The organism is Streptomyces vulcanius (assembly GCF_042653945.1).
GTDB lineage: Bacteria > Actinomycetota > Actinomycetes > Streptomycetales > Streptomycetaceae > Streptomyces > Streptomyces mangrovi.
The window spans coordinates 1-25,357 of the sequence record NZ_JBHSFK010000005.1; the positions used below are offsets into that span (position 1 = coordinate 1).

General features: G+C 72.6%; 22 protein-coding genes and 1 pseudogene. 14 read left to right on the top strand and 9 right to left on the bottom strand.

The window, feature by feature from the left end:
* Positions 1 to 278 (top strand): annotated as a pseudogene (locus tag ACFPIH_RS08930) (hypothetical protein); the annotation flags it as partial.
* 73 nt (positions 279 to 351) lie between these two features.
* On the opposite strand, the gene ACFPIH_RS08935 reads toward ACFPIH_RS08930, so the two are convergent.
* Positions 352 to 1,167: a hypothetical protein gene (locus tag ACFPIH_RS08935; RefSeq protein ID WP_381165753.1), complete on the bottom strand. Its 816-nt coding sequence runs from the start codon at positions 1,165 to 1,167 to the stop codon at positions 352 to 354.
* A 524-nt stretch (positions 1,168 to 1,691) separates the two neighbouring features.
* On the opposite strand from ACFPIH_RS08935, the gene purN reads away from it, so the two are divergent.
* Together purN and purH are read left to right on the top strand one after the other, a co-directional pair.
* Positions 1,692 to 2,309, top strand: coding sequence for a phosphoribosylglycinamide formyltransferase (gene purN / locus ACFPIH_RS08940; protein WP_381165751.1), 618 nt, complete (start codon positions 1,692 to 1,694; stop codon positions 2,307 to 2,309).
* Entirely contained in the window at positions 2,306 to 3,877 is a 1,572-nt protein-coding gene (gene purH / locus ACFPIH_RS08945) for a bifunctional phosphoribosylaminoimidazolecarboxamide formyltransferase/IMP cyclohydrolase (RefSeq protein ID WP_381165749.1), read from the top strand. The genes purN and purH overlap by 4 nt, the downstream gene beginning before the upstream one ends.
* 59 nt (positions 3,878 to 3,936) lie before the next feature.
* Here purH and ACFPIH_RS08950 read toward each other — a convergent pair whose 3' ends face one another.
* The 5 genes from ACFPIH_RS08950 to ACFPIH_RS08970 form a co-directional block, all read right to left on the bottom strand.
* On the bottom strand, positions 3,937 to 4,431 hold the full coding sequence (locus tag ACFPIH_RS08950) for a hypothetical protein (protein ID WP_381165747.1): 495 nt from the start codon (positions 4,429 to 4,431) through the stop codon (positions 3,937 to 3,939).
* A 56-nt stretch (positions 4,432 to 4,487) separates the two neighbouring features.
* Positions 4,488 to 5,396, bottom strand: a complete 909-nt coding sequence (locus ACFPIH_RS08955; protein ID WP_381165745.1) for a hypothetical protein — start codon at positions 5,394 to 5,396, stop codon at positions 4,488 to 4,490.
* An 80-nt stretch (positions 5,397 to 5,476) separates the two neighbouring features.
* On the bottom strand, positions 5,477 to 7,150 hold the full coding sequence (locus tag ACFPIH_RS08960) for a serine/threonine protein kinase (RefSeq protein WP_381165743.1): 1,674 nt from the start codon (positions 7,148 to 7,150) through the stop codon (positions 5,477 to 5,479).
* Entirely contained in the window at positions 7,147 to 7,920 is a 774-nt protein-coding gene (locus ACFPIH_RS08965) for an FHA domain-containing protein (protein WP_381165741.1), read from the bottom strand. The genes ACFPIH_RS08960 and ACFPIH_RS08965 overlap by 4 nt, the downstream gene beginning before the upstream one ends.
* 127 nt (positions 7,921 to 8,047) lie before the next feature.
* Positions 8,048 to 8,644, bottom strand: a complete 597-nt coding sequence (locus ACFPIH_RS08970) for a hypothetical protein (protein ID WP_381165739.1) — start codon at positions 8,642 to 8,644, stop codon at positions 8,048 to 8,050.
* Between the two features lie 210 nt (positions 8,645 to 8,854).
* Between ACFPIH_RS08970 and ACFPIH_RS08975 the strand changes: the two genes are divergently transcribed.
* From ACFPIH_RS08975 to ACFPIH_RS09025, 11 genes are all read left to right on the top strand, one after another.
* Positions 8,855 to 9,709 carry a bifunctional methylenetetrahydrofolate dehydrogenase/methenyltetrahydrofolate cyclohydrolase gene (locus ACFPIH_RS08975; protein ID WP_381165737.1) on the top strand — a complete coding sequence of 285 codons (855 nt, stop codon included), beginning with the start codon at positions 8,855 to 8,857 and terminating at the stop codon, positions 9,707 to 9,709.
* Entirely contained in the window at positions 9,699 to 10,982 is a 1,284-nt protein-coding gene (locus tag ACFPIH_RS08980) for a DUF3017 domain-containing protein (RefSeq protein ID WP_381165735.1), read from the top strand. The genes ACFPIH_RS08975 and ACFPIH_RS08980 overlap by 11 nt, the downstream gene beginning before the upstream one ends.
* A 223-nt stretch (positions 10,983 to 11,205) precedes the next feature.
* Complete coding sequence (locus ACFPIH_RS08985; protein WP_381165818.1) at positions 11,206 to 11,658, top strand: helix-turn-helix domain-containing protein; 453 nt, start codon at positions 11,206 to 11,208, stop codon at positions 11,656 to 11,658.
* Positions 11,659 to 11,704: 46 nt separating this feature from the next.
* A complete protein-coding gene (locus ACFPIH_RS08990; protein ID WP_381165733.1) occupies positions 11,705 to 12,523 on the top strand; it encodes a helix-turn-helix domain-containing protein in 819 nt (272 codons plus the stop codon).
* A gap of 335 nt (positions 12,524 to 12,858) precedes the next feature.
* Complete coding sequence (locus ACFPIH_RS08995) at positions 12,859 to 13,848, top strand: malate dehydrogenase (protein ID WP_381165731.1); 990 nt, start codon at positions 12,859 to 12,861, stop codon at positions 13,846 to 13,848.
* Positions 13,849 to 14,103: 255 nt separating this feature from the next.
* Positions 14,104 to 15,624, top strand: coding sequence for an aldehyde dehydrogenase family protein (locus tag ACFPIH_RS09000; protein ID WP_381165729.1), 1,521 nt, complete (start codon positions 14,104 to 14,106; stop codon positions 15,622 to 15,624).
* A 56-nt stretch (positions 15,625 to 15,680) separates the two neighbouring features.
* A complete protein-coding gene (locus ACFPIH_RS09005) occupies positions 15,681 to 17,204 on the top strand; it encodes a GMC family oxidoreductase (protein WP_381165727.1) in 1,524 nt (507 codons plus the stop codon).
* Positions 17,201 to 18,328, top strand: coding sequence for a quaternary amine ABC transporter ATP-binding protein (locus ACFPIH_RS09010; RefSeq protein WP_381165725.1), 1,128 nt, complete (start codon positions 17,201 to 17,203; stop codon positions 18,326 to 18,328). The genes ACFPIH_RS09005 and ACFPIH_RS09010 overlap by 4 nt, the downstream gene beginning before the upstream one ends.
* Positions 18,328 to 20,268 (top strand): ABC transporter permease, encoded by a 1,941-nt coding sequence (locus tag ACFPIH_RS09015; protein ID WP_381165723.1) that lies wholly within the window; start codon positions 18,328 to 18,330, stop codon positions 20,266 to 20,268. The genes ACFPIH_RS09010 and ACFPIH_RS09015 overlap by 1 nt, the downstream gene beginning before the upstream one ends.
* 1 nt (position 20,269) lies before the next feature.
* Positions 20,270 to 21,220 (top strand): ABC transporter substrate-binding protein, encoded by a 951-nt coding sequence (locus tag ACFPIH_RS09020; RefSeq protein ID WP_381165721.1) that lies wholly within the window; start codon positions 20,270 to 20,272, stop codon positions 21,218 to 21,220.
* Between the two features lie 7 nt (positions 21,221 to 21,227).
* Positions 21,228 to 21,713 (top strand): carboxymuconolactone decarboxylase family protein, encoded by a 486-nt coding sequence (locus ACFPIH_RS09025; protein WP_381165719.1) that lies wholly within the window; start codon positions 21,228 to 21,230, stop codon positions 21,711 to 21,713.
* Between the two features lie 76 nt (positions 21,714 to 21,789).
* Here the strand turns inward: ACFPIH_RS09025 and ACFPIH_RS09030 are convergent, their stop codons facing one another.
* From ACFPIH_RS09030 to ACFPIH_RS09040, 3 genes are read right to left on the bottom strand one after another with little or no spacing between them, the layout of a single operon-like run.
* Entirely contained in the window at positions 21,790 to 22,560 is a 771-nt protein-coding gene (locus ACFPIH_RS09030) for an aminotransferase class IV (RefSeq protein ID WP_381165717.1), read from the bottom strand.
* 43 nt (positions 22,561 to 22,603) lie between these two features.
* Complete coding sequence (locus tag ACFPIH_RS09035) at positions 22,604 to 23,782, bottom strand: FAD-dependent monooxygenase (RefSeq protein ID WP_381165715.1); 1,179 nt, start codon at positions 23,780 to 23,782, stop codon at positions 22,604 to 22,606.
* Positions 23,779 to 25,353 carry a class I adenylate-forming enzyme family protein gene (locus ACFPIH_RS09040; RefSeq protein WP_381165713.1) on the bottom strand — a complete coding sequence of 525 codons (1,575 nt, stop codon included), beginning with the start codon at positions 25,351 to 25,353 and terminating at the stop codon, positions 23,779 to 23,781. The genes ACFPIH_RS09035 and ACFPIH_RS09040 overlap by 4 nt, the downstream gene beginning before the upstream one ends.
* Between the last annotated feature and the right edge of the window lie 4 nt (positions 25,354 to 25,357).

A 25,357-nucleotide genomic window follows, 5' to 3' on the forward strand; every position in this document is an offset into this window, starting at 1 on the left:
TGGCCTCCGTCTTGGCGCGGAGGCGGGGGGGCGGTGGGGGGCGGGAGTTCTCCTGGAAGACGCGGGGGGCGGTGGTGCCCGCGCAGTCGGAGGCGGTGGGGGAGGCGCCGTATGACTTCGTGGCCGAGGGGGAGGAGGGGGCTGGCGGTGCGGAGGGCTCCGGTGACGGTGACGGTGACGGCGAGGGGGAAGGGGAGCCGGTGTGGCACGGGGATGCGGCTCGGGAGGCTCGGTGGGCGGCGTTGCGGGAGGTGGGGGAGGTCGGGGAAGGGGAGTGAGTTTTCGCCCCCGCCGCCCCTACCCGAACCCGTCCCCCGGGGGCTGCTGCCCCCGGACCCCCCCGAAGCTCGCTCAGGTGTTCGCGCCCAGGATGCTCTTCAGTTCCTTCGGCAGCAGGTCGTTGCACGACTGCTTCGCCTCGTTGGTCAGCGCGTCCTTCGTGCAGGTGTAGTAGTCGCGGTAGACCAGCTGCGCGGTGAAGGTGACCGCCACCAGGACCAGGGCCAGGGACGCCGTGACGATGCCGCTGATCGCCGCGGTCGTCTGGGGGCGGCCGGTGGGCTCGGCGGGGGGCGGGCTGTCGGGGTCGGGGGTGCGGGGCTTTGCGCGCAGGGCGCCGATACCCCAGTTCAGGGCGAGAGCGCCGAGGAGCAGGGCGACGTACGGCCAGCCGAAGAGGGCGAAGAAGAAGGCCCACATGCCGCACAGCAGGGCGTAGCGCGCCCGGCGCTGGGCCGGGTCGGTGGGGTCCCAGCGGGGGCTGCCGCCCTGACCCTGGCCCTGGCCGGGGCCCTCGGGGTGGTGACCGGGGCGCTCGCCGAAGCCGCCGCCGGAGGAACGGCCCGGCTGCTGGTCGCTCCACTGGTTGCCCCAAGCGGGACGACCCTCCTCGGGGGCGTCCCCACCGGCCGGCCGCCGAGGCTGCCAGGGCCGGTCCGGAGCCCCCTCGGGCGGCGGGGCGAAGGGATTGTCATCCGGGGCCGCGCTACCGCCACCGGTGCCATCGCTGCCGTTGCCGCTGCCGTTGCCGCTGCCGTTGCCGCTGCCGTTGCTACCGCTGCCGGCGCCACCGCCACCGCCACCGCTGCCGGCGCCACCGCCACCGCTGCCGGGGGCATCGCCACCGCGGCCACCTCCAGCAGGGCTACCGCCACCGGGGCCACCCACAGCAGGGCTACCGCCACCACGGCCACCCTCACCGGGGTGACCCTGAGCAGCGTCACCTCCCGCCGGGGCGCCTCCCGCCGGGGTGCCTCCCGCCGGGGTGCCTCCAGAGGTGCTCGAAGGGGTGTTCGAAGAATCGTCGGGATTCGTGCGGGCGTCCGTCGGTGATGTCGGGTGTTCGCGCCGCAGCAGGGTGTCGCGTACCCCTCCCGGCACCGGCTGTGCGGGGGGCAAGTGGAGTCGCAGGCTGCGGTCCGGCATCAAGTGAGCGTCTTCCCCTAGGCGAATCGGGCGTCTGGCATGAGCTGTCATTCCGGGAACGCACCGCACTACCACCGCGTTCCCGATCCCGCTCTCCGCAGACGCTACCTTCCGGCCACGCCCCCGTCCCGTGGGGGCCGTCCGGTGTGCCGGTATCGTTGCTGACGGTCGGCCGCTTCGTAGAGTTCCCCGTATCCAAGGGCGCGAAGCATTCGTACGACTGTACAAAAACTCTCCGAGAACTCCCCGAGAAAGGGCCCCCACCCGTGGCTGCCAAGCGCCTCGTCGTGCTGGTCTCCGGATCCGGCACCAATCTCCAGGCGCTCCTCGACGGGATCGCCGCCACCGGCACCGAGGAGTACGGCGCCGAGATCGTCGCCGTAGGAGCCGACCGCGGCGGCATCGAGGGGCTCGCGCGGGCCGAGCGGGCCGGGATCCCCACGTTCGTCCGGAAGGTCAAGGACTACGGGACCCGGGAGGAGTGGGACGCCGCGCTCGCCGATGCCGTCGCCGTCCATGAGCCGGATCTCGTCGTGTCCGCCGGCTTCATGAAGATCGTGGGCAAGGAGTTCCTCGCGCGGTTCGGCGGGCGGTTCGTGAACACCCACCCCGCGCTGCTGCCCAGTTTCCCCGGCGCCCACGGCGTCCGCGACGCGCTCGCGTACGGCGCCCGGGTCACCGGCTGCACCGTCCACTTCGTCGACGACGGTGTCGACACCGGACCGATCATCGCCCAGGGCGTGGTCGAGGTCCGTGACGAGGACGACGAGAGCGCGCTGCACGAGCGCATCAAGGAAGTCGAGCGAAGGCTGCTCGTCGAGGTCGTGGGGCGGCTCGCCCGCAACGGCTATCGCATTGAGGGACGAAAGGTAGTAATCCAGTGACCGCCACCGCCGAGAGCACCAAGCGGCCGATCCGACGGGCGCTCGTCAGCGTCTACGACAAGACCGGGCTGGAGGAGCTCGCGCGCGGGCTCCACGAAAGCGGCGTCGAGCTGGTGTCGACCGGCTCCACGGCCTCCCGGATCGCCGCCGCCGGCGTCCCCGTCACCAAGGTCGAGGAGCTGACCGGCTTCCCCGAGTGCCTGGACGGCCGGGTCAAGACCCTGCACCCCAAGGTGCACGCCGGCATCCTCGCCGACCTGCGTCTCGACAGCCACCGCGAGCAGCTGGCCGAGCTGGGCGTCGAGCCGTTCGACCTCGTGGTCGTCAACCTCTACCCGTTCCGGGAGACCGTCGCCTCCGGGGCCTCGCCCGACGAGTGCGTCGAGCAGATCGACATCGGCGGTCCTTCCATGGTGCGGGCCGCCGCCAAGAACCACCCGTCGGTCGCCGTGGTCACCAGCCCCGCGCGGTACGCCGACGTCCTCGCCGCCGCGCAGCACGGCGGGTTCGACCTCGGCACCCGGGGGCGGCTCGCCGCCGAGGCCTTCCAGCACACGGCCGCCTACGACGTCGCCGTCGCCTCCTGGTTCGCGTCCTCGTACGCGCCCGTGGACGAGTCGCGGTTCCCCGACTTCCTCGGCGCCACCTGGGAGCGCGAGAACACCCTGCGCTACGGCGAGAACCCGCACCAGCCCGCCGCGCTCTACGTCGACGGCAGCGGCGCCGGTCTGGCCCGTGCCGAGCAGCTGCACGGCAAGGAGATGTCGTACAACAACTACACGGACACGGACGCCGCCCGCCGTGCCGCGTACGACCACACCGAGCCCTGTGTCGCGATCATCAAGCACGCCAACCCGTGCGGTATCGCCGTCGGCGCGGACGTGGCCGAGGCGCACCGCAAGGCGCACGCCTGCGACCCGCTGTCGGCCTTCGGCGGGGTCATCGCCGTCAACCGGCCGGTCAGCAAGGAGATGGCCGAGCAGGTCGCGGAGATCTTCACCGAGGTCATCGTCGCGCCCGACTACGAGGAGGGGGCTCTCGAGGCCCTCGCCAAGAAGAAGAACATCCGGGTGCTGAAGGCACCGGGCGCCCCCGCCAACCCGGTCGAGGTCAAGCCCGTCGACGGCGGTGTCCTGCTCCAGGTCACCGACCGTCTCCAGGCCGACGGCGACGACCCGGCCAACTGGACCCTCGCCACCGGCGAGGCGCTGTCCCAGAGCGAGCTGGCCGAGCTCGCCTTCGCCTGGAAGGCCTGCCGGGCCGTCAAGTCCAACGCCATCCTGCTCGCCAAGGACGGCGCCTCGGTCGGCGTCGGCATGGGGCAGGTCAACCGGGTCGACTCCGCGAAGCTCGCCGTCGAGCGGGCGGGCGAGGAGCGGGCGCGCGGCGCCTACGCGGCCTCCGACGCGTTCTTCCCGTTCCCCGACGGGCTGGAGATCCTGACCGCCGCCGGCGTCAAGGCCGTCGTCCAGCCGGGCGGTTCGGTCCGCGACGAACTGGTCGTCGAGGCCGCGCAGAAGGCGGGCGTGACGATGTACTTCACGGGGACGCGGCACTTCTTCCACTGACCGGACGTCCGTATCCGGCGGGGTGGGCGGTGGCACCGCCCACCCCGCCGTGCGGTGTGTCAGGTGAGCCAGGAGCCGGCGGCACAGGAGCCGGCTGTCACCCAGCGGTGCGCCCGGATGTTGTTGTCCGCGCTCGCGCCGTTGGTGAGGTGGTTGTCGGACAGGCTGTCCGCGAAGTACTCGTTCGGGGACAGGCAGCCGTAGCCGTTGCCGTTCTCGGCGGTGACGTCGTACGAGGCGAAGAAGAAGAACTGGACGACGTCCCGGCCACCGGTGTAGCCGGCGTTCATGACGGACGACGCCCTGTCCCAGGCGCCCGCGAAACCGCCGCCCGCGGCGTTCCAGTCGACGTCGTTGCCCGGGGTGGAGCCCAGCAGCGACCCCTGGCAGTCGTAGCCGTCCCAGGCGTAGACGTTGCCGTTACGGCCCGGCCAGGCGTTGTTGCAGCCGATGACCTGCACGCTCGTGTCGGCCGCCTGGGCGGTCGTGGCCGGTACCCCCAGCCCGAGCGCGGTGAGGCCGATGACGGCCGCCGTGATGGCGAACTTGCGCATGATGGTTCCCCTCGTTCGGTGGTGATGTGCGGTGGTGATGTGTGGTGCGGTGTTGGTCAGGCGCGCTGCGGCACGGTCCGTACCGCGCGGTCGTACGCCTGCCGTTGGAGGCGCCGACAGGTGTCGAGCGCCTCGCCGTACCGGTCGGTCAGCCGGTCGACGTAGTGGGCCTCGCGGGCCGTGGCCACGGACTTCAGGGAGGTCGCGCGGGCGCACCCGGCGTCGGCGACGGCGGTCTTCCGCTCGGTCGCGAACGCCTTGTCGGCGCGGGCCGGGCCCAGCCGGGCGGTGTTCTCCCGCACCGCGTCCCGGGCCGCCTGCGGGTCCGCGTAGGACAGGCCGGCCTTCTTCATGCACCGCGACCACGCGGCCACGGCAGTGGTCAGCTGCCGGTCGCGCATCAGGTCGTCGGCGTACAGGGCGTTCAGGCCGCCTGCGGTCTTGGACGCGCGGAACCACTCGGCGGGGTCGCCGTAGAGGGCCCGCTCCGCCTCCGCCGTGCAGCCGCCGAGGCGTTTGCGGACCTCACGGGTGCTGCCGGGCAGCCGGGCCGAGAGCACCTGGAAGCTGCCGCCGTCGAGTGCCTTGTCGAAGGCGGCGCGGCGCGCGGCGGACAGCGTTTCCCGGTACACGCGGACGGGGTGGTGCAGGCGCAGCCGCTCCTGCTCGGCCTCGATCCGTCCGCCGTACCCGTACGTCCGTGCCCAGGCGACGTCGTCCTGTACGTACCGCACCGGCATGCTCTCGCGCAGGGTCAGGGTGCGGTCCTCCCCGTACGTGAAGCCGTGGCGCTTCATGCACCGGCTGGTCAGCCGCTGCTGGGCGTCGCTGACGCGGAGCTCCTGCTGCCAGGTCAGCGGCTCGGGCAGGCCCTGCCGGGCGGTTTCCGAGCCGTGGCCGCATCCGGTCGCGACGACCCCCGTAACCGCCGCGACCGCACACAGCGAAGCGAGTGCTCGCTTCATGGGAAGCCCCCCGTTTCCCCCGTGCCGCCCGTTCCCGGTGCGGCACTCTCACCTTGGGGCACGCGGGCAGCGACGGGTACCTAGGACTTCTCAGGGTCACCGGCGGCCGGGGGCGTGGACTGGGGCGTGTACTCCTTCAGGTAGTGGGCGACCTGCGCGGCGTACGCGCGGTACTCCTCGGGGACCCCGCCGGCCTTGTTCACCACGTCCCAGGACGTCCGGTAGGCCGCCGCGACCAGGACACCCCGGTCGCCGGTGAGGTCGGTGTCCAGCCGCGGGGCGATCCAGCAGAGGTAGCGGCCCATCGCCGGGATGGACTCGGCGGGCGGGAACGGCGGAGACGGGACGGCCTCCCCGGGCGTGCCGTCGGGGTTCATCCACCAGCGCAGCACCCGGGGCGTCCAGCGGGCGATGCCGTACTCGTCCTTGCCGGGGTCGGAGAGGGCCGGGTCGAAGTCGCTCTCCACCTTCAGCATGGCCGCGATCAGGGCGGGGGTGACGGGCCGCTGGTCGCAGTCGTGCGCGGTCTCGACGATCAGCAGCCGGTAGGCGGCCGGCACACCCTTGTCGGTACGGAGGTGCTCGGCGCCGTACAGGGAGGCCGTGTTCGCCGACACCCCGCCGCCCTTGGCGCCGCCGACGGGGCCGTCGCCCGCCCGGCTGGCGATCCCGTAGCCGAGGGCCGCGACGAGGACCGCGCCGAGCGCCGCGCCCACCACAGTCGTACGACGTCCAGGACGGCGTCGGGAGAACAGCCGGAGCCCCCCGCCGGAGACGCCCGCCGCCCCCGTTGCCCCCGCCGTCTCCACCCGGCGCAGCAGGGCCCGGGTGGAGACGCGCTCGGCGTGGGTGCGGGTCAGACAGGCCCGCACGATGTCTTCCCAGGCGTCCGGGAGTCCGGGGGACAGCCGTAGTTCGGCGGTGCCGCGGGCGTAGGCGACGGCCGCGTCGCGGCGGGTCGCCGGTGTGCCCCCGGGCAGCGGGAAGGAGCCCGTGAGGACGAGGTGGGAGAGGACGCCGAAGGCCCAGACGTCGGCGGACGGGCGGATCCGGCGCCCGCGTTCGCCGATCTCGGCCCACAGCAGTTCGGGCGGGGTGTAGTCGGGGGTGGAGAAGGCGGGCGTGTAGGCGTGTGTGCCCTCCAGCTCGGCGGCCATGTTGAAGTCGGCGAGGCGGACCGAACCGTCCGCCATCAGCAGCACGTTGGCTGGTTTCAGATCGCCGTGCACCCAGCCCGCGCGGTGCAGCTGGGCCAGGCCCGCGCAGATCTGGGCGAGCAGGACCGGGCCGCCCTCGGGAGCGGGCGTACGGCCCAGCAGCGACGCCAGCGAGCCCTCGGCCCGCTCCAGCACCAGCACGGTCGCGCCGTCCAGGTCGGGGTGGGCGGGGTCGTCCACGGTGAGGGTCTCGTACAGGCGGATCAGCCGCGGGCTCCTGAGCCGGCGCAGCAACTCCGTCTCGCGCTCGGCCAGTTCCCGCAGATGGGTGAGGTGGCGGGGGGTGTGGGTGCCGGTCGGCAGGAACTTGAGGGCGACGCTCTCCGGGAGGGCGACGCTTTCCGGGAGGGCGGTGGTATCGGGGAGGGCGGTGGTGCCGTGGCGGGGCGAGTTGTCGTGGTGGGGCGAGTTGCCGTCGTCCGGGCGGCGCCGGGCCGCGTACACGCTGCCGAAGGCGCCCGTCGCGATCGGCTCCCGCACCTCCCACCGCCCGACCCGGTAGCCACTGGGGACCCGGACGGCGTACGGCTCGGTCACCGCACCGCCGCCCGGCCGGCCGGCGGGGTCCCGGGCCCGGCCAGGACGGCCAGGTCGTCCTCGCGCACCAGGTCGAAGCGGAGCGCCAGGGAGACCAGGGTCTCCTTCTTGCCGTTGAGGCGCGGGCCCGGCTCCGCGGTGTCCGGGCCGGGCTTGATGCGCAGCTTCACGGCCAGGTAGTCGATGTTCCACTGCACCGAGGTGCGCGAGGAGGCCGGCCAGCCGGGCCGCAGCCGGGTGACGACCTGCTCGACGGTGGGCAGCGGGGCATGCGGCTCTCCGCGCAGCCGGGGCTCGCACAGGGCGGCGAGCACCGCGAAGTAGCGCTTGCTGCGGTCCAGGGAGAACGCGGGCGCGGTGGTCGCGCCGTCGAGCCCGGACGACGGGCACAGATAGTCGTGGCGCGGCGCCCACACCTCGACCGGCAGCAGATCGCCCGCCGCGGGCAGCACGAGACGCCCGAACTCGAAGGGGACCGGCGCGTCCAGCCGCCCCGGCGCCACCTTTATGTGCTCGCCCGCCCCTTCCGGGTTCTCCACGACGTACGTCTGTTCGCGGCTGAAGTTGCTCAGCGTCCAGAACGTGCCCTGCGCGGTGATCTCGCCCGCCCGGCGCGAGACCCCCTCGTGCGGGAGTTCCAGCCCGTTCTCGCCCGCCGACCGCCCGAAGGCCAGCCGCTCACCGGGGGCCAGCCGGAACCGGGGCCGGGGCTCGTGGCCCGCGCACCCCTCCTCCGGGTCCACCGGAGGTACCACGATGATGCTGTACACGGTGTGTCTCCTGGTCCCACCCGCGCCTACCGCCCCAGGGTGGGCGACGGGACGGCGCCGTGTCACGACGTGACACGGCCGCACGGAGGAATGGCGAGAAGACGCCGCTGCGTTCGCTTGCGTTTGTTCAGTACCGGGGCCGGTTGAACCAGGCCCCGCCGTTGATCATCGCGGCGAGGATGATGCCGCCGATCGCGAGGGAGAGCACCCCGCCGAAGGTGCCCGCCCCGCCGCCCTGCACGATGTTGCCGATGCTGCCCAGGAGCATGAACGCGGCGTAGACCATCGTGGTGATGCGGATTCCGGCCCGGCCGGTTCTGAACTTGAGGCCCAGGAAGAGCGACAGGCTGCCCAGCGCCAGCATCACCAGCGCGATCAGGACGACCACACCGGTCGCCAGGTTGATGTCGTCGCTGGAACTCCGCGAGCCGGAGGTCTGTACGAACGCGGCGATGACGCCGAAGATCACGCCGAACAGGAGTTGCAGGCCCGCGAGGATGAACAGCAGCACGCGGGCGGTGACGACCAGGCCGGGCATCTGCTCGGGGACGCCGTAGCCGTACGGCTGGGAGACGGGCGGGGCCTGCGGATAGCCGTAACCCGGCTGGCCGTACCCGGGCTGGCCGTAGCCGTATCCCGGCTGGGGCGGTGGCTGCTGCTGCGGGTAGCCCGGAGGGGGGTTCTGGGGCGGGCCGTAGGGGTTGTTCGGGTCGCCGAAACTCATGGCGGTCCTTCCTCCGTCTGCTGTCGAGTGCGGGGAACGAGGGCGGCCTGCTGCGGAGGAAGGTCACAGATGCGGTTGCGTCCCCCCGGTGCTGCCCGCGGCACTGTGGCGTCAATCGTTCTGCAATGGCCTGTTTCTTGTCCAGCCGCATTCCGTCCCGGTTCCGTCCCTGATTGGAACCGGGAGCCGGTCATCCGGGAGGATGGGCTCATGACCGCCCAGATTCTCGATGGCAAGGCCACCGCAGCCGAGATCAAGTCGGATCTGACCGCCCGTGTGGCGGCGCTGAAGGAGAAGGGCGTGACGCCCGGCCTCGGCACGATCCTCGTCGGGGAAGACCCCGGCAGCCAGAAGTACGTCGCGGGCAAGCACCGCGACTGCGCCGAGGTCGGTATCGCCTCCATCCAGCGCGAACTGCCCGCCACGGCCACGCAGGAGGAGATCGAGGCGGTCGTACGGGAACTCAACGACGACCCCGGTTGCACCGGCTACATCGTCCAGCTGCCGCTGCCCAAGGGCATCGACGAGAACCGGGTCCTGGAGCTGATGGACCCGGCCAAGGACGCCGACGGGCTGCACCCGATGAACCTGGGCCGGCTCGTCCTCAACGAGCCCGCGCCGCTGCCCTGCACCCCCAACGGCGTGCTCACCCTGCTCCGTCGCCACGGCGTCGAGATCAAGGGTGCCGAGGTCGTGGTCGTCGGGCGCGGGGTCACCATCGGCCGTTCGATGCCGCTGCTGCTGACCCGCCGCAGCGAGAACGCGACCGTGACGCAGTGCCACACCGGCACCCGTGACCTCTCCGCGCATCTGAAGCGTGCGGACATCATCGTCGCCGCCGCGGGCTCCGCCCATCTGGTCCGCGCCGAGGACGTCAAGCCGGGCGCCGCCGTGCTCGACGTGGGCGTCTCGCGCAACGCCGAGGGGAAGATCGTCGGCGATGTCCACCCGGACGTCCGTGAGGTGGCCGGCTGGATCTCCCCGAACCCGGGTGGCGTCGGCCCGATGACCCGTGCCCAGCTGCTCGTCAACGTGGTCGAGGCGGCGGAGCGCAGTGCGCGCTGACGACACCCGCGGCAACGCCCGCGGCGGCACCCCCGGCGAGACCGGGACCGAGACCGAGACCGAGCGCCGGACGGAGACGGGGACGGGGATCGAGCCCGGAGCCAAGGCCCGGCCCGAGCCCGAGACCAAGGCCCGAGCCGGGGCCGGGGCCGGGGCCGAGAACGGGGCCCGAGCCGACACCGGCGGCGGGGCCCGAGCCGGGGCCGCAGCCGATACCGGGGCCGGGGCTGAGACCCAGGCCGGGGCTGAGGCCGACACCGGCGCCAAGACCCGCGCCGACGGCGGGGCCCGAGCCGAGACCCGAGCCGGGGCCCCAGCCGATACCGGGGCCGAGACCCAGGCCGGGACTGAGGCCGACACCGGCGCCAAGACCCGCGCTGGCGCCGGAGCCCGAGCCGAGACCGGCGCCGGAGCCCGAGCCGAGACCGGCGCCGGAGCCCGAGCCGAGACCGGCGCCGGAGCCCGAGCCGAGACCGGCGCCGGGGCCCCAGCCGATACCGGGGCCGAGACCCAGGCCGGGGCTGAGGCCGACACCGGCGCCAAGACCCGCGCTGGCGCCGGAGCCCGAGCCGAGACCGGCGCCGGAGCCCGAGCCGAGACCGGCGCCGGGGCCCGAGCCGAGACCGGCGCCGGGGCCCGAGCCGAGACCGGCGCCGGGGCCCGAGCCGAGACCGGCGCCCCAGCCGATACCGGGGCCGGGGCCCAGGCCGACACCGGCGCTAAGACCCGAGTCGGGGCCGGGAGCGGCATCGGAGCCGAGGCCGGGAGTGGCGCCGAGGCCGGGACCGGGAGTGGCGCCGAGGCCGGGGCCGGGAGTGGCGGTGAGGGGGAGGAGATCGAGGTGCGGGATGCCATCAGTGCGCCGGATGCCGAGGGCGTGCCGCGTCGCGCCACTCGGCGCTTCCCCAAGTTCACCCGGGACACCGCGCGGCCCGAGGGCGGCGGGAGGGCCGCAGCCGGCGACGCGCTGGCCGCCCGGCAGTGGCCGATCATCGCCGTGCTCGGGCTGATCGCGCTCGGTCTGCTCGTGACCGCGCTCGACCAGTTCCGGATCGGCTCGATACTGATCGGTGTCGGCCTGCTGACCGGCGCCGCGCTGCGCTGGATACTGCCCGGCGTCGGCATGCTCGCCGTCCGTTCCCGCTTCACGGACATCGCGACGTACGCCGTGCTGGGCACCGCGATCGTGCTGCTGGCGCTGATGGCCCAGCCCGACCCGTGGCTGCAGATCCCGTTCCTCAAGGACACCCTGCACTTCACGGTCAGCAGCTGACGCACGCCTGTTGCCGACGGCCCGTCCCCTCCCCCGAGTAGGACGGGCCGTCCGCGTTCCACGCTGCCCCAGGCACACCTCGTCTTCAACAGCCGGCCGTGCGCTGTGGCACGGAGGTGACGGTTCCGTGCCCCACTCGCGCCCGGCGCCGCCCGCCGCCGCGGGAACCGTCCGGCCGTCGCACGTCGTCCCGTCCCACGGAAACGACGAGGAGGTGGGCGGGATGGGTGCCTGGCAGTCGCTGCCGGACGGGCTGCCGCCGGAGGTACGGCACTTCGTGGAACGACTGCGGCAGCTCAAGGACGGCACGGGCCTCAGCCTCGCCGCACTCGGCGCCCGCACCGCGTACAGCAAGTCCTCCTGGCAGCGTTACCTCAACGCCGTCCAGCCGCCGCCCCGGCAGGCCGTCGCCGCGCTCTGCCGGGTCGCGGGGCTGACCGGCGCCGACGCCGAACGGCACGTCGTGCGCTGGGAGGTGGCCGTCGAGGCGTGGCCGAAGCCGGTCACGGCGACGGAGACGGGCGGCGGGGAGTACGAGGACGACCCCACGGTCCCCTGGTGGGACCGCCCGGAGGAGCCCGCGCCCGCGCCGCACGGACGACTCCTCCTCTACGCCGTCCTGCTGCTGCTCACGTTGCTGCTCGCGGCGGTCGGAGGTGCGGTCGCCCTGGGGTGATACCGGTGGCTTGTACCGGTACGTTGTCAGAGAGGGTGGTGGTCCGATGGCGCGCCGACGGGAACTGCCGGACGAACTCGATCCGCGGGTGCGGGAGTTCGTCGTGCAGCTGCGTGAGGTCGTGGACCGCGACGGGCTGGGCGTCACGGAGCTGGCCGAACGGACCGGCTACGGCAGGACGTCCTGGGAGCGCTATCTCGACGGCCGGATGCTCGCCCCCAAGGGCGCGGTGGTCGCCCTCGCCGAGATCACCGGGACGCCCGTCCTCCAGCTGACCACGATGTGGGAGCTGGCCGAGCGGGCCTGGAGCCGCTCGACGGGGGTCACGCCGACACCGCCCCGCCCGGACTCCGCCGCCGGTCGCGGCTCCCGCCGCTGGGCGCTGTTCCTCGGCGGGGTCATGGCCGTCGTGATGGTCGTCGTAGGGGCGTTCCTGCTGACGGACGGCGGGGACGCCGGGCAGGCCGGGCGGGCGGCGACCGCCGTGACGCCGTCGTCGCCGTCGGCCGGCCCGAGGAGCGCGCCGCCCTCCGGGGTCGGGTGCGAGGGCGTCACCTGCACCGGCAAGGACGCGGAGGCGATGGGGTGCAGCGGCGATCTCGTCACCACCACGGACAGCGCGACGGTCGGCACGGTCTTGGTCGAGGTCCGCTACAGCCGGACCTGCGGCGCGGCCTGGGGCCGCATCACGCGGGCCGCGTCCGGCGACGAGGTCCGGGTGACCGTCGGCCGGGCGCAGCGCACCGGCACGGTCACGGTTCCCGGCGACACGATCGCGTACACCCCGATGATCGCGGTGACCGACGCCCGCCGGGCGACGGCGTGCGTGGTGCTGGCGTCGGGGGAGCGGGGCTGCACGGGCTGAGGGAGGCCGAGGAAAGCCGAGGAAATCGGCGAAGGGCAGGAATACCTCCCTCCGCCCCGGGAACGCGGAACAGTGACCCCCACGGGAGTCCGGCACGACCCGGCCCCCACTGGCGGCGGTCGCCCGCTTTCACCTCTCCCGAACGGGCGACCGCCGCCCTTGCGCGCGCGTGGTGTCCACTCTGTGGGACGGGCCACACAACCCCGGCCGTCCGCGATCCCGGATGCGCGATAGCCTGACCGCTGGATGGATCTCTTGATGCCGAGAGATCGATCATTTGTACGTCCCACCAGGGGCAGGGACGCCCCACCGACAGCTGTCATACGGAGAACGCCATGACCCGCACTCCCGTGAACGTCACCGTCACCGGCGCGGCCGGCCAGATCGGTTACGCCCTGCTCTTCCGCATCGCCTCCGGCCAGCTGCTCGGCGCGGACGTGCCGGTCAAGCTGCGCCTGCTGGAGATCACCCCCGCGCTGAAGGCCGCCGAGGGCACCGCCATGGAGCTCGACGACTGCGCGTTCCCGCTCCTCCAGGGCATCGACATCAGCGACGACCCGAACGTCGCCTTCGACGGCGCGAACGTCGCCCTTCTCGTCGGCGCCCGCCCCCGCACCAAGGGCATGGAGCGCGGCGACCTGCTCTCCGCCAACGGCGGCATCTTCAAGCCGCAGGGCAAGGCCATCAACGACAACGCCGCGGACGACATCAAGGTCCTGGTCGTCGGCAACCCGGCCAACACCAACGCGCTCATCGCGCAGGCCGCGGCGCCGGACGTACCGGCCGAGCGCTTCACCGCGATGACCCGCCTCGACCACAACCGCGCGCTGACGCAGCTCGCGAAGAAGACGGGCTCGACGGTCGCCGACATCAAGCGCCTGACCATCTGGGGCAACCACTCCGCCACCCAGTACCCCGACATCTTCCACGCGACGGTCTCCGGCAAGAACGCGGCCGAGGTCGTGGGCGACGAGAAGTGGCTGGCCGAGGACTTCATCCCGACCGTCGCCAAGCGCGGCGCGGCCATCATCGAGGCCCGTGGCGCGTCCTCGGCCGCCTCCGCCGCGAACGCCGCCATCGACCACGTCCACACCTGGGTCAACGGCACGGCGGACGGCGACTGGACCTCCATGGGCATCCCGTCGGACGGCTCCTACGGCGTCCCGGAGGGCCTGATCTCGTCCTTCCCGGTCACCGCGAAGGACGGCGTGTACGAGATCGTCCAGGGCTTGGACATCAACGAGTTCTCCCGCGCCCGCATCGACGCGTCGGTGAAGGAGCTGGAGGAGGAGCGCGAGGCGGTCCGCGCCCTCGGCCTCATCTGAGTCCCGCACATACGACGATCCCCGGACGGCATCGGCCGCCCGGGGATCGTCGTATGTTGAGCTGCGTTACAGGGTGAGGATGAACTCCGTCCAGGGACGTTTGTCCAGAAATGCCCTCCCGTTCAGTGACTCGGCGCACTTTCCGCCCTCGATTGCGCATGCAATCCGGAAGGGGAGGGCAGGCGACGGCGGTCCCCGAGGAAGGTTCTTCGGTGGCGCAGGGGGACCGCACAGGAACGGAAGGCAACACCGACCATGGCCGACAGAACGACAGCGCAGGCACCCGAGACCGTCCACGCGGGAGGCGAGTGGAGCGCGGCCGGCTCCGGAGCGACCCGCGAGATCATCGACCCCGCCGACGGACGCCCCTTCGCCGTGGTCGCCGAGGGCGACGACAAGGACACCGACCTGGCGGTCGCCGCCGCCCGGCACGCCTTCGACACGGGCGACTGGCCGCGCACCCCGGCCGCCGAACGCGCCGCCCTGCTGCGCCGCGTCGCTGATCTTCTCGTACGCGACCGCGAACGGCTCGGCCTGCTGGAGAGCCGTGACGCCGGCAAGACCCTCGAAGAGGGCCGGGTCGACATCGACTGCGTCGCTGACGCCTTCCGCTACTTCGCCGACCTGGTGGCGGGGGAGGCCCCGGGGCGGGTCGTCGACGCGGGCACGGCCGACGTGCACAGCGTCGTCGTACACGAGCCGGTCGGTGTGTGCGCGCTGATCACGCCGTGGAACTACCCCCTCCTCCAGGCCAGTTGGAAGATCGCCCCGGCCCTCGCGGCCGGCAACACCTTCGTCGTCAAGCCGAGCGAGATCACGCCGCTGACGACGGTCGCGCTGATCGCGCTGCTGGCCGAGGCCGGGCTGCCCGCAGGGGTCGCCAACATCGTCACCGGACCCGGGCACACCGTCGGCGCCCGCCTCGCCGAACACCCCGACGTCGACCTCGTCTCCTTCACCGGCGGCCTGGTCAGCGGCGTCAAGGTCGCCCAGGCCGCCGCCCCCACGGTGAAGAAGGTCGCCCTCGAACTCGGCGGCAAGAACCCCAACGTCGTCTTCGCCGACGCCTGCGCCACCGCGGACGGCTTCGACACCGCCGTCGACCAGGCCCTCAACGCGGCCTTCATCCACAGCGGCCAGGTCTGCTCGGCGGGCTCCCGCCTCATCGTCGAGGAGTCGGTCCGGGACCGCTTCGTCGCCGAACTCGCCCGCCGGGCCGAGAGGATCCGCCTCGGACGCGGCACGGAGGACGGCGTCGAGTGCGGACCGCTCGTCTCCGAGCAGCAGCGCGCCAAGGTCGAGGTGTACGTCGAGTCCGCGCTCGCGGAGGGCGCGGTGCTGCGCAGTGGCGGCAAGCGGCCCCAGCCGACCGACACCCGCCCCGCCACCGGCTACTTCTACGAGCCGACGGTCCTCGACTGCTGCCACCGCGAGATGAAGGTCGTACGGGAGGAGGTCTTCGGGCCGGTCCTCACCGTCGAGACCTTCCGCACCGAGGACGAGGCGGTCGCGCTCGCCAACGACACCGAGTACGGCCTGGCCGGCGCCGTCTGGACCGCCGACGCGGGCCGGGCGCGGCGCGTCGCCGGCCGGCTGCGGCACGGCACCGTCTGGATCAACGACTTCCACCCCTATCTCCCGCAGGCGGAGTGGGGCGGCTTCGGCAAGAGCGGCGTGGGCCGCGAACTCGGGCCCGCCGGGCTCGCCGAGTACCGCGAGACCAAGCACGTCTACCAGAACCTCGCGCCGAAGCCGGTGCGCTGGTTCGCCGGCTGAGCCACCCCAGCCCCCCCGCACCCCCTGCACCCCTCAGACTTCTCTGGAGCACCCTTATGCCCCCGCATGAGTACGACTATGTGGTGATCGGAGGCGGAACCGCCGGTTCCGTCATCGCCTCCCGTCTCACCGAGAACCCGGACGTCACCGTCGCCGTCATCGAGGGCGGCCCCACTGACGTGGACCGGGACGACGTCCTGACCCTGCGCCGCTGGACGGGCCTGCTCGGCGGCGAACTCGACTACGACTACCCCACCACCGAGCAGCCCCGCGGCAACTCCCACATCCGGCACAGCCGCGCCCGCGTCCTCGGCGGCTGCTCCTCCCACAACACCCTCATCGCCTTCAAGCCGCTGCCGTCCGACTGGGACGAGTGGGAGGCGGCCGGTGCCAAGGGCTGGGGCGCGGTGCCGATGGAGGCGTACTACGCGCGTCTGCTCAACAACATCGTCCCGGTCGACGAGAAGGACCGGAACGCCGTCGCCCGCGACTTCGTCGACTCGGCGGGCGCGGCCCTCGGCGTGCCACATGTCGACGGCTTCAACCGCAAGCCCTTCACCGAGGGCGTCGGCTTCTTCGACCTCGCCTACCACCCCGAGAACAACAAGCGGTCGAGCGCGTCCGTCGCCTACCTCCACCCCGTGATGGACGAGCGCCCCAACCTGAGGATCTTCCTGGAGACCTGGGCGTACCGCCTGGAGCTGAACGGCACCCGGGCCGAGGGCGTCCACGTCCGCACGAAGGACGGCGAGGAGATCCTCGTACGGGCCCGCCACGAGGTCGTGCTGTGCGCCGGCGCCGTGGACTCGCCCCGCCTGCTGCTCCATTCCGGCATCGGCCCGCGCGCGGACCTGGACGCCCTCGGCATCCCGGTCGCCCACGACCTGCCGGGCGTCGGCGAGAACCTCCTCGACCACCCCGAGTCGGTGATCGTCTGGGAGACCCACGGCCCGATCCCGGAGAACTCCGCGATGGACTCCGACGCCGGCCTGTTCGTCCGCCGCGACCCCGCGTCCCCCGGACCCGACCTGATGTTCCACTTCTACCAGGTCCCCTTCACCGACAACCCCGAGCGACTGGGCTACGAGCGCCCCGAGTTCGGCGTGTCGATGACCCCCAACATCCCCAAGCCCCGCAGCCGGGGCCGCCTTTACCTGACGAGCGCCGACCCGTCCGTCAAACCCGCCCTGGACTTCCGGTACTTCACCGACGAGGACGACTACGACGGCCGCACCCTCGTCGACGGCATCCGCCTCGCCCGGCAGATAGCCCGCACCGAACCGCTCGCCGGCTGGCTCAAGCGCGAGGTCTGCCCCGGCCCGCAGGTGACCGGCGACGAGGAACTGAGCGCGTACGCCCGCAAGGCCGCCCACACCGTGTACCACCCCGCCGGCACCTGCCGCATGGGAGCCGACGAGGACGAACTCGCCGTCGTGGATCCCCAGTTGAAGGTGCGGGGCCTCGACGGACTGCGCGTCGCCGACGCCTCCGTCTTCCCGACCATCCCCGCCGTCAACCCGATGCTCGGCGTCCTCATGGTCGGGGAACGAGCCGCCGACCTGATCGGAGGTGCCGCATGAGCACGCCCGTCTTCTCCGTCAACGGCCTGTGGAAGGTCTTCGGCCCCAGGGCCGACCGCGTCCCCGCCGACCCCGAGCTGACCGCCCTGCCGCCCGCCGAACTGCGCTCCCGCACCGGCTGCACGGCCGCCGTCCGGGATGTCTCCTTCGACGTCCGCAAGGGCGAGGTCTTCGTCGTCATGGGCCTCTCCGGCTCCGGCAAGTCCACCCTCGTCCGCTGTCTCACCCGGCTGATCGAGCCGACGGCCGGCTCCATCGCCATCGACGGCGAGGACGTCGGCGCCATGGACCGCACCCGGCTGCGCGCACTGCGCCGCCACCGAGCCGCGATGGTCTTCCAGCACTTCGGCCTCCTCCCGCACCGCACGGTCCTCGACAACGTGGCCTACGGCCTGGAGATCCAGGGCATGGGCCGCTCCGAGCGCAGGGCGCGGGCCGCCGACGTCGTCGCCAAGGTCGGCCTGGACGGCATGGAGCGGCGCAGGCCCGGCCAGCTCTCCGGTGGCCAGCGCCAACGCGTCGGCCTGGCGCGGGCGTTGGCCGTCGACCCCGAGGTCCTCCTCTTCGACGAGCCCTTCAGCGCCCTCGACCCCCTCATCCGGCGGGACATGCAGGAGGAGGTCATCCGGCTGCACCGCGAGGAGGGCCGCACGATGGTCTTCATCACCCATGACCTCAGCGAGGCCCTGAGGCTGGGTGACCGCATCGCCCTCATGCGCGACGGCCGCGTCGTCCAGCTCGGCACCCCGGAGGAGATCGTCGGCTCCCCGGCCGACGACTACGTCCGCGAGTTCGTCAGGGACGTACCGCGCGAACAGGTCCTGACGGTCCGCACGGCGATGCGCCCGCAGGCCGCAGGCGAGACATCGGGCCCGGCCGTCCCCCCGACGGCAACGGTGTCGGAGGCGATAGAGGCAGTGGCCCGAGCGGGCGAACCGGCGCGGGTGATGGAAGGTGGCCGGTGCGTAGGAGTCGTGGACCACGAGGTACTCCTAGACGTCGTAGCGGGCGTAGCCCCCACTGCGGGCAATCGTGCCGCTGGGGCGGCACGGGTGGGCGCAGCGGCACCCCGCAAACGCGGGCCAGTGTCCCCGCCCCCCGCCCCCACCCCGGAGGCGATCTGATGGCAACGATCACGACACCGGTCGCCCGCCTAGCCATCCCTCCTACCGCCCGCAAACTAATCCTCCTCGCCCTGGCCGCAGCGATCCTCGTGCCCTTGGCCAACGCCCACTGGGACAGCGGCAGTTGGCCTGAAAAACTGACCATCGACCTCACCAAACCCCTCACCACGGCCAGCGACTGGATCATCGACAACCGCGACACCCACCCCCTGTTCCTCTACTTCCTCGGCTACCTCAGCAACGGCGTGGTGATCGCCGTACGCGCCGTCTACCTGATCCTCCTGGCCGCAGGCTGGGCAGGCGTCACGGCCATCGCGGCCCTCGCCGCCTGGCGGGCCGCCGGCACCCGCCTGGCCCTGGGCACGGCCGCCGCGTTTCTCGCCTGCGGCGCACTGGGCATGTGGGTCCCGACGATGCAGACGCTCGCCCTGATGGTCGTAGCCGTCCTCGCATCGGTCGTCGTCGGCGCGGTCCTCGGCCTCGCCGCCGGTCTCTCCCCCCGCCTGGACCGCGCCCTGCGCCCGGTCCTGGACACCATGCAGGTGCTCCCCGCCTTCGCCTACCTCCTCCCCGTCGTCCTGATCTTCGGCATCGGCGTCCCGGCGGCCGTCCTGGCCACCGTCGTCTACGCGGCCCCGCCCATGGCCCGGCTCACCGCGCTCGGGCTGCACAACGCGGACAAGGAGGTCCTGGAGGCGGTGGACTCCCTCGGCGCGACCGCCCGCCAGCGGCTGCTGACCGCCCGCATCCCCCTCGCCCGCAAGGAACTCCTCCTCGGCCTCAACCAGACGATCATGATGGCGCTGTCCATGGCCGTCATCGCGTCCGTCATCGGCGCGGGCGGCCTCGGTGACCGCGTCTACCAGGCGCTGGCCTCGGTCGACGTGGGCGCGGCCCTGGCCGCCGGTATCCCGATCGTGCTGCTCGCGGTCGTCCTGGACCGTGTGACAGCCGCGGCCGGCACGGCAGACGACGAGGGGCCCCGCTTCTCGACCCGCGCCTACCTCGGCGCCGCCGCAGCCGCCGTACTCGTCGCCCTCGTCGGCCGGGCCGCCGGACGGCTCGACTGGCCCGAGTCCTGGACGGTGGCCATCGCCGCCCCCGTCAACGACGCCGTCGGCTGGATGACCGACCACCTCTACACCGGCGTACCGGTCGTCGGCGGCACCGCCGACTGGGCCGGGCGCTTCACCACCTGGGTCCTCGACCCGCTCCGGGACGGTCTGCAGGGCCTGCCCTGGTGGGCCGTACTGCTGCTGATCGCCGCCGTGGCCTGGCCGATCGGCACCTGGCGCACCGCGCTGACCGCCGTCCTGGCGATGTCCGCGATCGGCGTCCTCGGCGTGTGGGCGCCGGCCCTGGACACCCTCTCCCAGGTGCTCGCCGCCGTCGCCGTCACCCTCGTCCTCGGCTTCGCGACCGGTATCGCCGCCGCCCGCAGCGAACGCTTCGAACGCCTGCTGCGGCCCGTCCTCGACGTCTTCCAGACGATGCCGCAGTTCGTGTATCTCATCCCCGTCGTCGCGCTGTTCGGCGTAGGGCGCGCGCCCGCCGTGGCCGCCGCCGTCGTCTACGCGCTGCCGGCCGTCGTACGGATCACCGCGCAGGGCCTGCGCCAGGTCGACCCGGCCGCCCTGGAGTCCGCGCGGTCCCTCGGCGCGACCCCCGCGCAGCAGCTGCGCCAGATCCAGCTCCCGCTCGCCCGGCCCGCGTTGCTGCTCGCCGTCAACCAGGGCGTGGTGCTCGTCCTCGCCGTCGTCGTCATCGGCGGCCTGGTCGGCGGTGGCGCGCTCGGCTACGACGCCGTCTTCGGCCTCGCCCAGGGCGATCTGGCCACCGGTCTGGTCGCGGGCGCGGCCATCGTCTGCCTCGGCCTGATGCTCGACCGGGTCACCCAGCCCACGGAACGCCGCGCGCACGACTCGCGGAAGGGAGCCTGACATGCGTATCCGCACAAGTGCGACAGCCCTCGCGGGCACGCTGGTGCTGCTCACCGGCTGCGGTGCCGCCGACATGACCAAGCAGGCGTCCCCGTTCGCCGACGCCCAGGGCTCCAACACGGTGACCCTCTCCGTGCAGTCCTGGGTCGGCGCCCAGTCGAACGTGGCCGTCGCCCAGTACATCCTGGAGCACAAGCTGCACTACCGCGTCGACACCGTCCAGGTCGACGAGGTCCCCGCCTGGGACGCCCTCAGCCAGGGCCGGGTCGACGCCCTCCTGGAGGACTGGGGCCACCCCGACCAGGAGAAGCGGTATGTCGACGACAAGAAGACGATCACGCGCGGCGGTGGCCTCGGCGTCACCGGGCACATCGGCTGGTACGTGCCGACCTACTTCGCCAAGCAGCACCCGGACATCACGAACTGGAAGAACCTGGACAAGTACGCCTCCCTCTTCCGAACCGCCGAGAGCGGCGCCAAGGGCCAGTTGCTGGACGGCTCCCCGTCCTACGTCACCAACGACAAGGCCCTGGTGAAGAACCTGAACCTGGACTACCAGGTGGTGTTCGCCGGTTCGGAGGCCGCCCAGATCACCCAGATCAGGCAGTTCGCCAAGGAGAAGAAGCCCTTCCTCACCTACTGGTACGCCCCGCAGTGGCTGTTCGAGAAGGTCCCCATGACGGAGGTGAAGCTCCCGGCCTACAAGGAGGGCTGCGACACCGACCCCGCGAAGGTCGCCTGCGGCTACCCGCACACCCCGCTCCAGAAGTACCTCAACACGGACTTCGCGAAGGACGGCGGCAAGGCGGCGGCCTTCCTGAAGAAGTTCCAGTGGACCACCGCCGACCAGAACGCGGTCTCCCTGATGATCGCCGACCAGAAACTGACGCCGGAGGAGGCGGCGGAAAAGTGGGTGGACTCGCACGCGTCCACATGGAAGAAGTGGCTATAGTCAGCTCATGAGCAACAGCGATCAGATATCCCGTGTGGCCCTGAAGAAAATCACCCCCGACGTTTCCAAGGCGATGGGTTCCCTGCATGCCGCCGCTGTTTCCGCCGCGGCCGATGCCAAGGTCGAGCCGGAGCTCCTCGAACTGGTCAGGATCCGTGCCTCGCAGCTCAACGGCTGCGCGTTCTGCCTCGACATGCACACCAAGGACGCCCGCGCCGAGGGCGAGACCGAGCAGCGCATCTACGCGCTGAACGCCTGGCGGGAGACCCCGTTCTTCACCGAACGGGAGCGCGCCGCACTGGCGTTGACCGAGGCCGTGACCTTCGTCGCCGACGGGCACGTCCCGGACGACGTCTACGCGGAGGCGGCCGAGGTGTTCGACGAGGCGCAGATCGCGGCACTCATCTGGGCGGTCACCGTCATCAACGCGTACAACCGGATCGCCATCGCGACCCGGATGGCGCCGGGGGCATATCAGCCCGCCAAGAAGTAATACCCGTAATACCCGTAGAAAGAAACGCGAAATTCGGGCATCGGCGTTGTTCGCCGATGCCCGCCTTTCATGCTTTTTATTTCTCCGGAAGCGGCTCGGACAATCCCTCCAGCCATTCCCGCCATTCCCCCGCCCGCGTCGCGGGACCGGCTGCCATCGATTCCCCGATCCAGCCCGTCACCGGCCGGAGTCCGTGCAGCGCATTCACCGTCCACACCTCCCGCCCGTCCAGCTCGGCCAGGGTCCGCTCGCGGTGGGCGATGGTGGTCCCGGACCGTACGGCCCGCTCCTGGACGAGTCCGGCCGTCACGCCGGGCAGCAGGGGCAGCCGGGGCGGGGGCAGGCACAGGGTGTCGTCCTCCCACCACAGCACACTCGCCGTCGGCGACTCCAGCACCACCCCGGACGGCGTCACCAGCACCGCCTCCTGGGCGCCCGCGCCGGACGCCCGTCCGCGCACCCGGGCCAGCGCGTCCAGGTCCGGCCCCTTGCGGCGGGGTACGGTCCGCAGGTCCGGCTGGCCGACGGCCCACAGGCGTATCTCCGTGCCGAGCGGCGGGGCGTGCCGCAGCCGCAGTCTCAACTCCAGGGAACCGGCGGCGAGCTCCACCCGGGGAAACCACTCGCCGGTGCGGGGCAGCGCGTCGGTCACGTCCTGCCAGAACTCGACCAGCCGGCGCGGCCCCGGCCCGCCGCACTCCGCGCAGGCCCGCAGAAACCGCTCCCGGTGCCTGGTGTACCCGCGCACCCGGCCCTCGCGCACCAGCCACGAGTCCGCGACCAGCAGCCGTCCGTCGGGCACGGGGTCCGTCTCCGAGGTCAGTCCGCGGCTGGGGGACCAGCTCAACAAGCCTTCCCCGAGCGTCAGTTGTGCACCCAATCGGTCCTCCTCAGTACTTGCCGCCCGCGACCGCCGGCGCCCCGCCCCGGGGTCCGTACGGCGCGTGCTCCAGCCACGACCCGCACGACGGCAGCACCGGCGAGAGTGCCGCCGCCGCGCGCTGCCGCAGCCGTACGATCCGGCGGTGCGGACGCAGATGGTCCAGGGCGATCCCGGCGGCGTCGCTGTTGAACAGCCCCGCCGCACGCCGTACGTCGGCGAAACCGTCCACCGCCTCCGCCGTCCCGGCCGCGACGGCCTCCGCGGCCGCAGCCGCGTCGGCGATCCCGCTGTTCATGCCCCGCGCGCCGAACGGCGGGAAGAGATGCGCCGCCTCCCCGACCAGCAGCACCCTGCGGTGCGGGTCGGTGAAGGAGGCCGCGACCTTGCGCAGGAAGCGGTACGTCGACACCCACAGGATCCGGTCGGCGTACCCGTCGCCCACGACCCCGGGCAGCCATCGGCGTACGGCGTCCTCGGTGCCGTACGCCTCCTCCGCGTCGTCGTCGCGGCACTGCAGGTCGACCTGGAAGCCCCCGGTGAACGGCACCCGCATCACACTGCGGCCCCCGACGCCCGGATGCTCGTAGTGGAACACCCGCTCCAGCGGGAGTTCGGCGCCCGGCACGTCCGCGATGTCGACGACGACGTGGAAGCCCTCGCCGCGGGTGCCCTCCATGGCGATGCCCAGCTCGTGCCGGACCGCCGAACGGGCGCCGTCCGCCGCGACGACGTACCCGGCGCGCCACTCCCGCCCGTCCTCGCCGGTCAGCGTGACGCCGTCCGCGTTCGTGCGCACCCCCGCGATCCGGGCGTCCCAGACGAACTCCACCCCGGCCCGCTCGCACGCGGCGCGCAGGAAGCGCTCGGTGTCCACCTGGCGCAGGCTGGTGAACGGCGGCAGCCCGGACGGGGGCGGGAAGGTACGGGAGTACACCTCGCGGCCCCGGTAGAGGGTGCGCCGGGTGTGCCAGGTCCGGCCGTACGCGGTGATCTCGGCGGCCAGGCCCGGGGACATCCCGTCCAGCAGCCGCAGGGTCTCCCGGTGGACGAACAGGGCCCGGCTGCCCGGCCGTTGACGGTCCTCGGGGTCCGCCTCCAGGAGCGTGACCGCCAGCCCGTGCGAGCGCAGGCCCAGCGCGGCCGACAGACCGACCGGGCCCGCACCCACCACGATCACAGGGTTCACGCGCGCACCGGCTCTCGCGCCTCCGCCAGCATGCGGGTGATCTCCAGACGCTTCACCTTCCAGGTGGCCGTCATCGGCAGCTCCTCGAACCTCCACTGCCTCGGCTCGGCCATCGCCGGCAGATCTGCCGTGGCCTCCCGCCAGCGGTCCGGGTCCAGGGGCCGTTCGCCGCGCACGCACACCACCGGCACCGGCTCGCGGTCCGCGCCGGGCACGATGACCACCTCGCGCAGCTCCTCCAGGCGGTCCATCAGGGTGTCCTCGACCTCGAGGTTGCTGTGCACGGAGTCGATCTGGTCGACCTCACGGTCCATCAGGTACAGCCCGCCCAGCCGGCTGCGGTACCCCATGTCGCCCATCTGCCACCAGCCGCCGGTGAGCTGACGGTCGTACTGGTCCTGCGCGCCCAGGTAGGTGAGGATGCGGCCCCGGGTGCGGGCCTCGATCCGGCCGGGCGTGCCGGGTGCGACCCGCCGCCCGTCCTCTCCGGTCACCCGGACCCGGGTGAAGCCGGGGATGCCGGTGCCGACCCGGCGGCCGTCCGCCCGGGACACGGAACGCCGGGTGAACCACTGGAACGCCACCGGTCCGCTCTCGCTCTGCCCGTACAGCTGGATGAGCCAGGGCGTACGGCGCTTCGAGGCGTCCAGCAACCGCCGTACGGTACGCGGGTGGATCGCGTCGAACGTCGAGCCGTACGACTTCACGCGCGACAGCGGCGCGCCCGGCGCGTCGGCCAACTCCTCCCACAGCACGAAGGTGTTGGGGTGGGTCTCGACGATGCCCGGCCGGTGCCGGACCAGAAGCGGGCCGACGGACGCCGGGTCCGGGTCGGTGATCAGCAGCAGCGGGCTGCCGAAGTGCAGGAGCACGCCGAGCAGATGGTAGAAGCGCGAGTGCACGAACGACATGTGCAGCGCCGCGACCTCGCCGCGGGTGGGCCAGCCCATCGCCTTCTGCGGCACGAGCCGGTTCCACATGGTGTTCGCGCAGTGCACGGCGAGCTTGGGCACCCCGGTGGTGCCCGAGCTGTGGGTGATCAGGGCGGGTTCGCGGGGGTGGAGGCGTACGGGACGCGGGGTCTCGGCTCCGGCGTGCTTCTGCAGCGACTCGGCGCCCGGCGCGTCGGCCACGGTGAGGGTGCGCCGTACGAGACCGTCCAGGTCCTCCGTCTTGAGGGGCCCGGCCAGCTTCGCGGCGTCCGTGACCAGCCACGGCTGCTGGAGCCGGGCGAGCAGCTTGCCCACCACCGGTCCGGCCAGCGCGGGCGACAGCAGTACCGGCACCGCGCCGATCCGGGAGATCGCGCAGGTCAGCAGCACGATGTCGACGTTGTCCGTCTTGTGGACGACGACCTGCTCCGAGGGCCGCACCCCGGCCGCCCACAGGCGTCCCGACAGGTCGTCCACCACATCGGCCAGGACCGTGTAGCTGAGCGCCGTCCCGAGATCGGGGTGGGTGTCCAGCGGACGGTCCAGGGTGACGAACACGGCTCCGTGCCGGTCGGCTGCCTGGCGGAACATCGGGCCCAGGTAGAACCCGCGGTCGGCGAGGAGGGGCTGCTGGGACATGAGA

Bases quoted from the DNA above. Each gene is read 5' to 3' on its own strand.
- ACFPIH_RS08975 (WP_381165737.1), top strand. From the start codon at position 8,855: ATGACCGCCCAGATTCTCGATGGCAAGGCCACCGCAGCCGAGATCAAG.
- ACFPIH_RS08985 (WP_381165818.1), top strand. From the start codon at position 11,206: ATGGGTGCCTGGCAGTCGCTGCCGGACGGGCTGCCGCCGGAGGTACGG.
- ACFPIH_RS09015 (WP_381165723.1), top strand. From the start codon at position 18,328: ATGGCAACGATCACGACACCGGTCGCCCGCCTAGCCATCCCTCCTACC.
- ACFPIH_RS09010 (WP_381165725.1), top strand. From the start codon at position 17,201: ATGAGCACGCCCGTCTTCTCCGTCAACGGCCTGTGGAAGGTCTTCGGC.
- ACFPIH_RS08990 (WP_381165733.1), top strand. From the start codon at position 11,705: ATGGCGCGCCGACGGGAACTGCCGGACGAACTCGATCCGCGGGTGCGG.
- ACFPIH_RS08950 (WP_381165747.1), bottom strand. From the start codon at position 4,431: ATGCGCAAGTTCGCCATCACGGCGGCCGTCATCGGCCTCACCGCGCTC.
- ACFPIH_RS09040 (WP_381165713.1), bottom strand. From the start codon at position 25,353: ATGTCCCAGCAGCCCCTCCTCGCCGACCGCGGGTTCTACCTGGGCCCG.
- ACFPIH_RS08970 (WP_381165739.1), bottom strand. From the start codon at position 8,644: ATGAGTTTCGGCGACCCGAACAACCCCTACGGCCCGCCCCAGAACCCC.
- ACFPIH_RS08955 (WP_381165745.1), bottom strand. From the start codon at position 5,396: ATGAAGCGAGCACTCGCTTCGCTGTGTGCGGTCGCGGCGGTTACGGGG.
- ACFPIH_RS09005 (WP_381165727.1), top strand. From the start codon at position 15,681: ATGCCCCCGCATGAGTACGACTATGTGGTGATCGGAGGCGGAACCGCC.
- ACFPIH_RS08995 (WP_381165731.1), top strand. From the start codon at position 12,859: ATGACCCGCACTCCCGTGAACGTCACCGTCACCGGCGCGGCCGGCCAG.
- ACFPIH_RS09020 (WP_381165721.1), top strand. From the start codon at position 20,270: ATGCGTATCCGCACAAGTGCGACAGCCCTCGCGGGCACGCTGGTGCTG.
- ACFPIH_RS09025 (WP_381165719.1), top strand. From the start codon at position 21,228: ATGAGCAACAGCGATCAGATATCCCGTGTGGCCCTGAAGAAAATCACC.
- ACFPIH_RS09000 (WP_381165729.1), top strand. From the start codon at position 14,104: ATGGCCGACAGAACGACAGCGCAGGCACCCGAGACCGTCCACGCGGGA.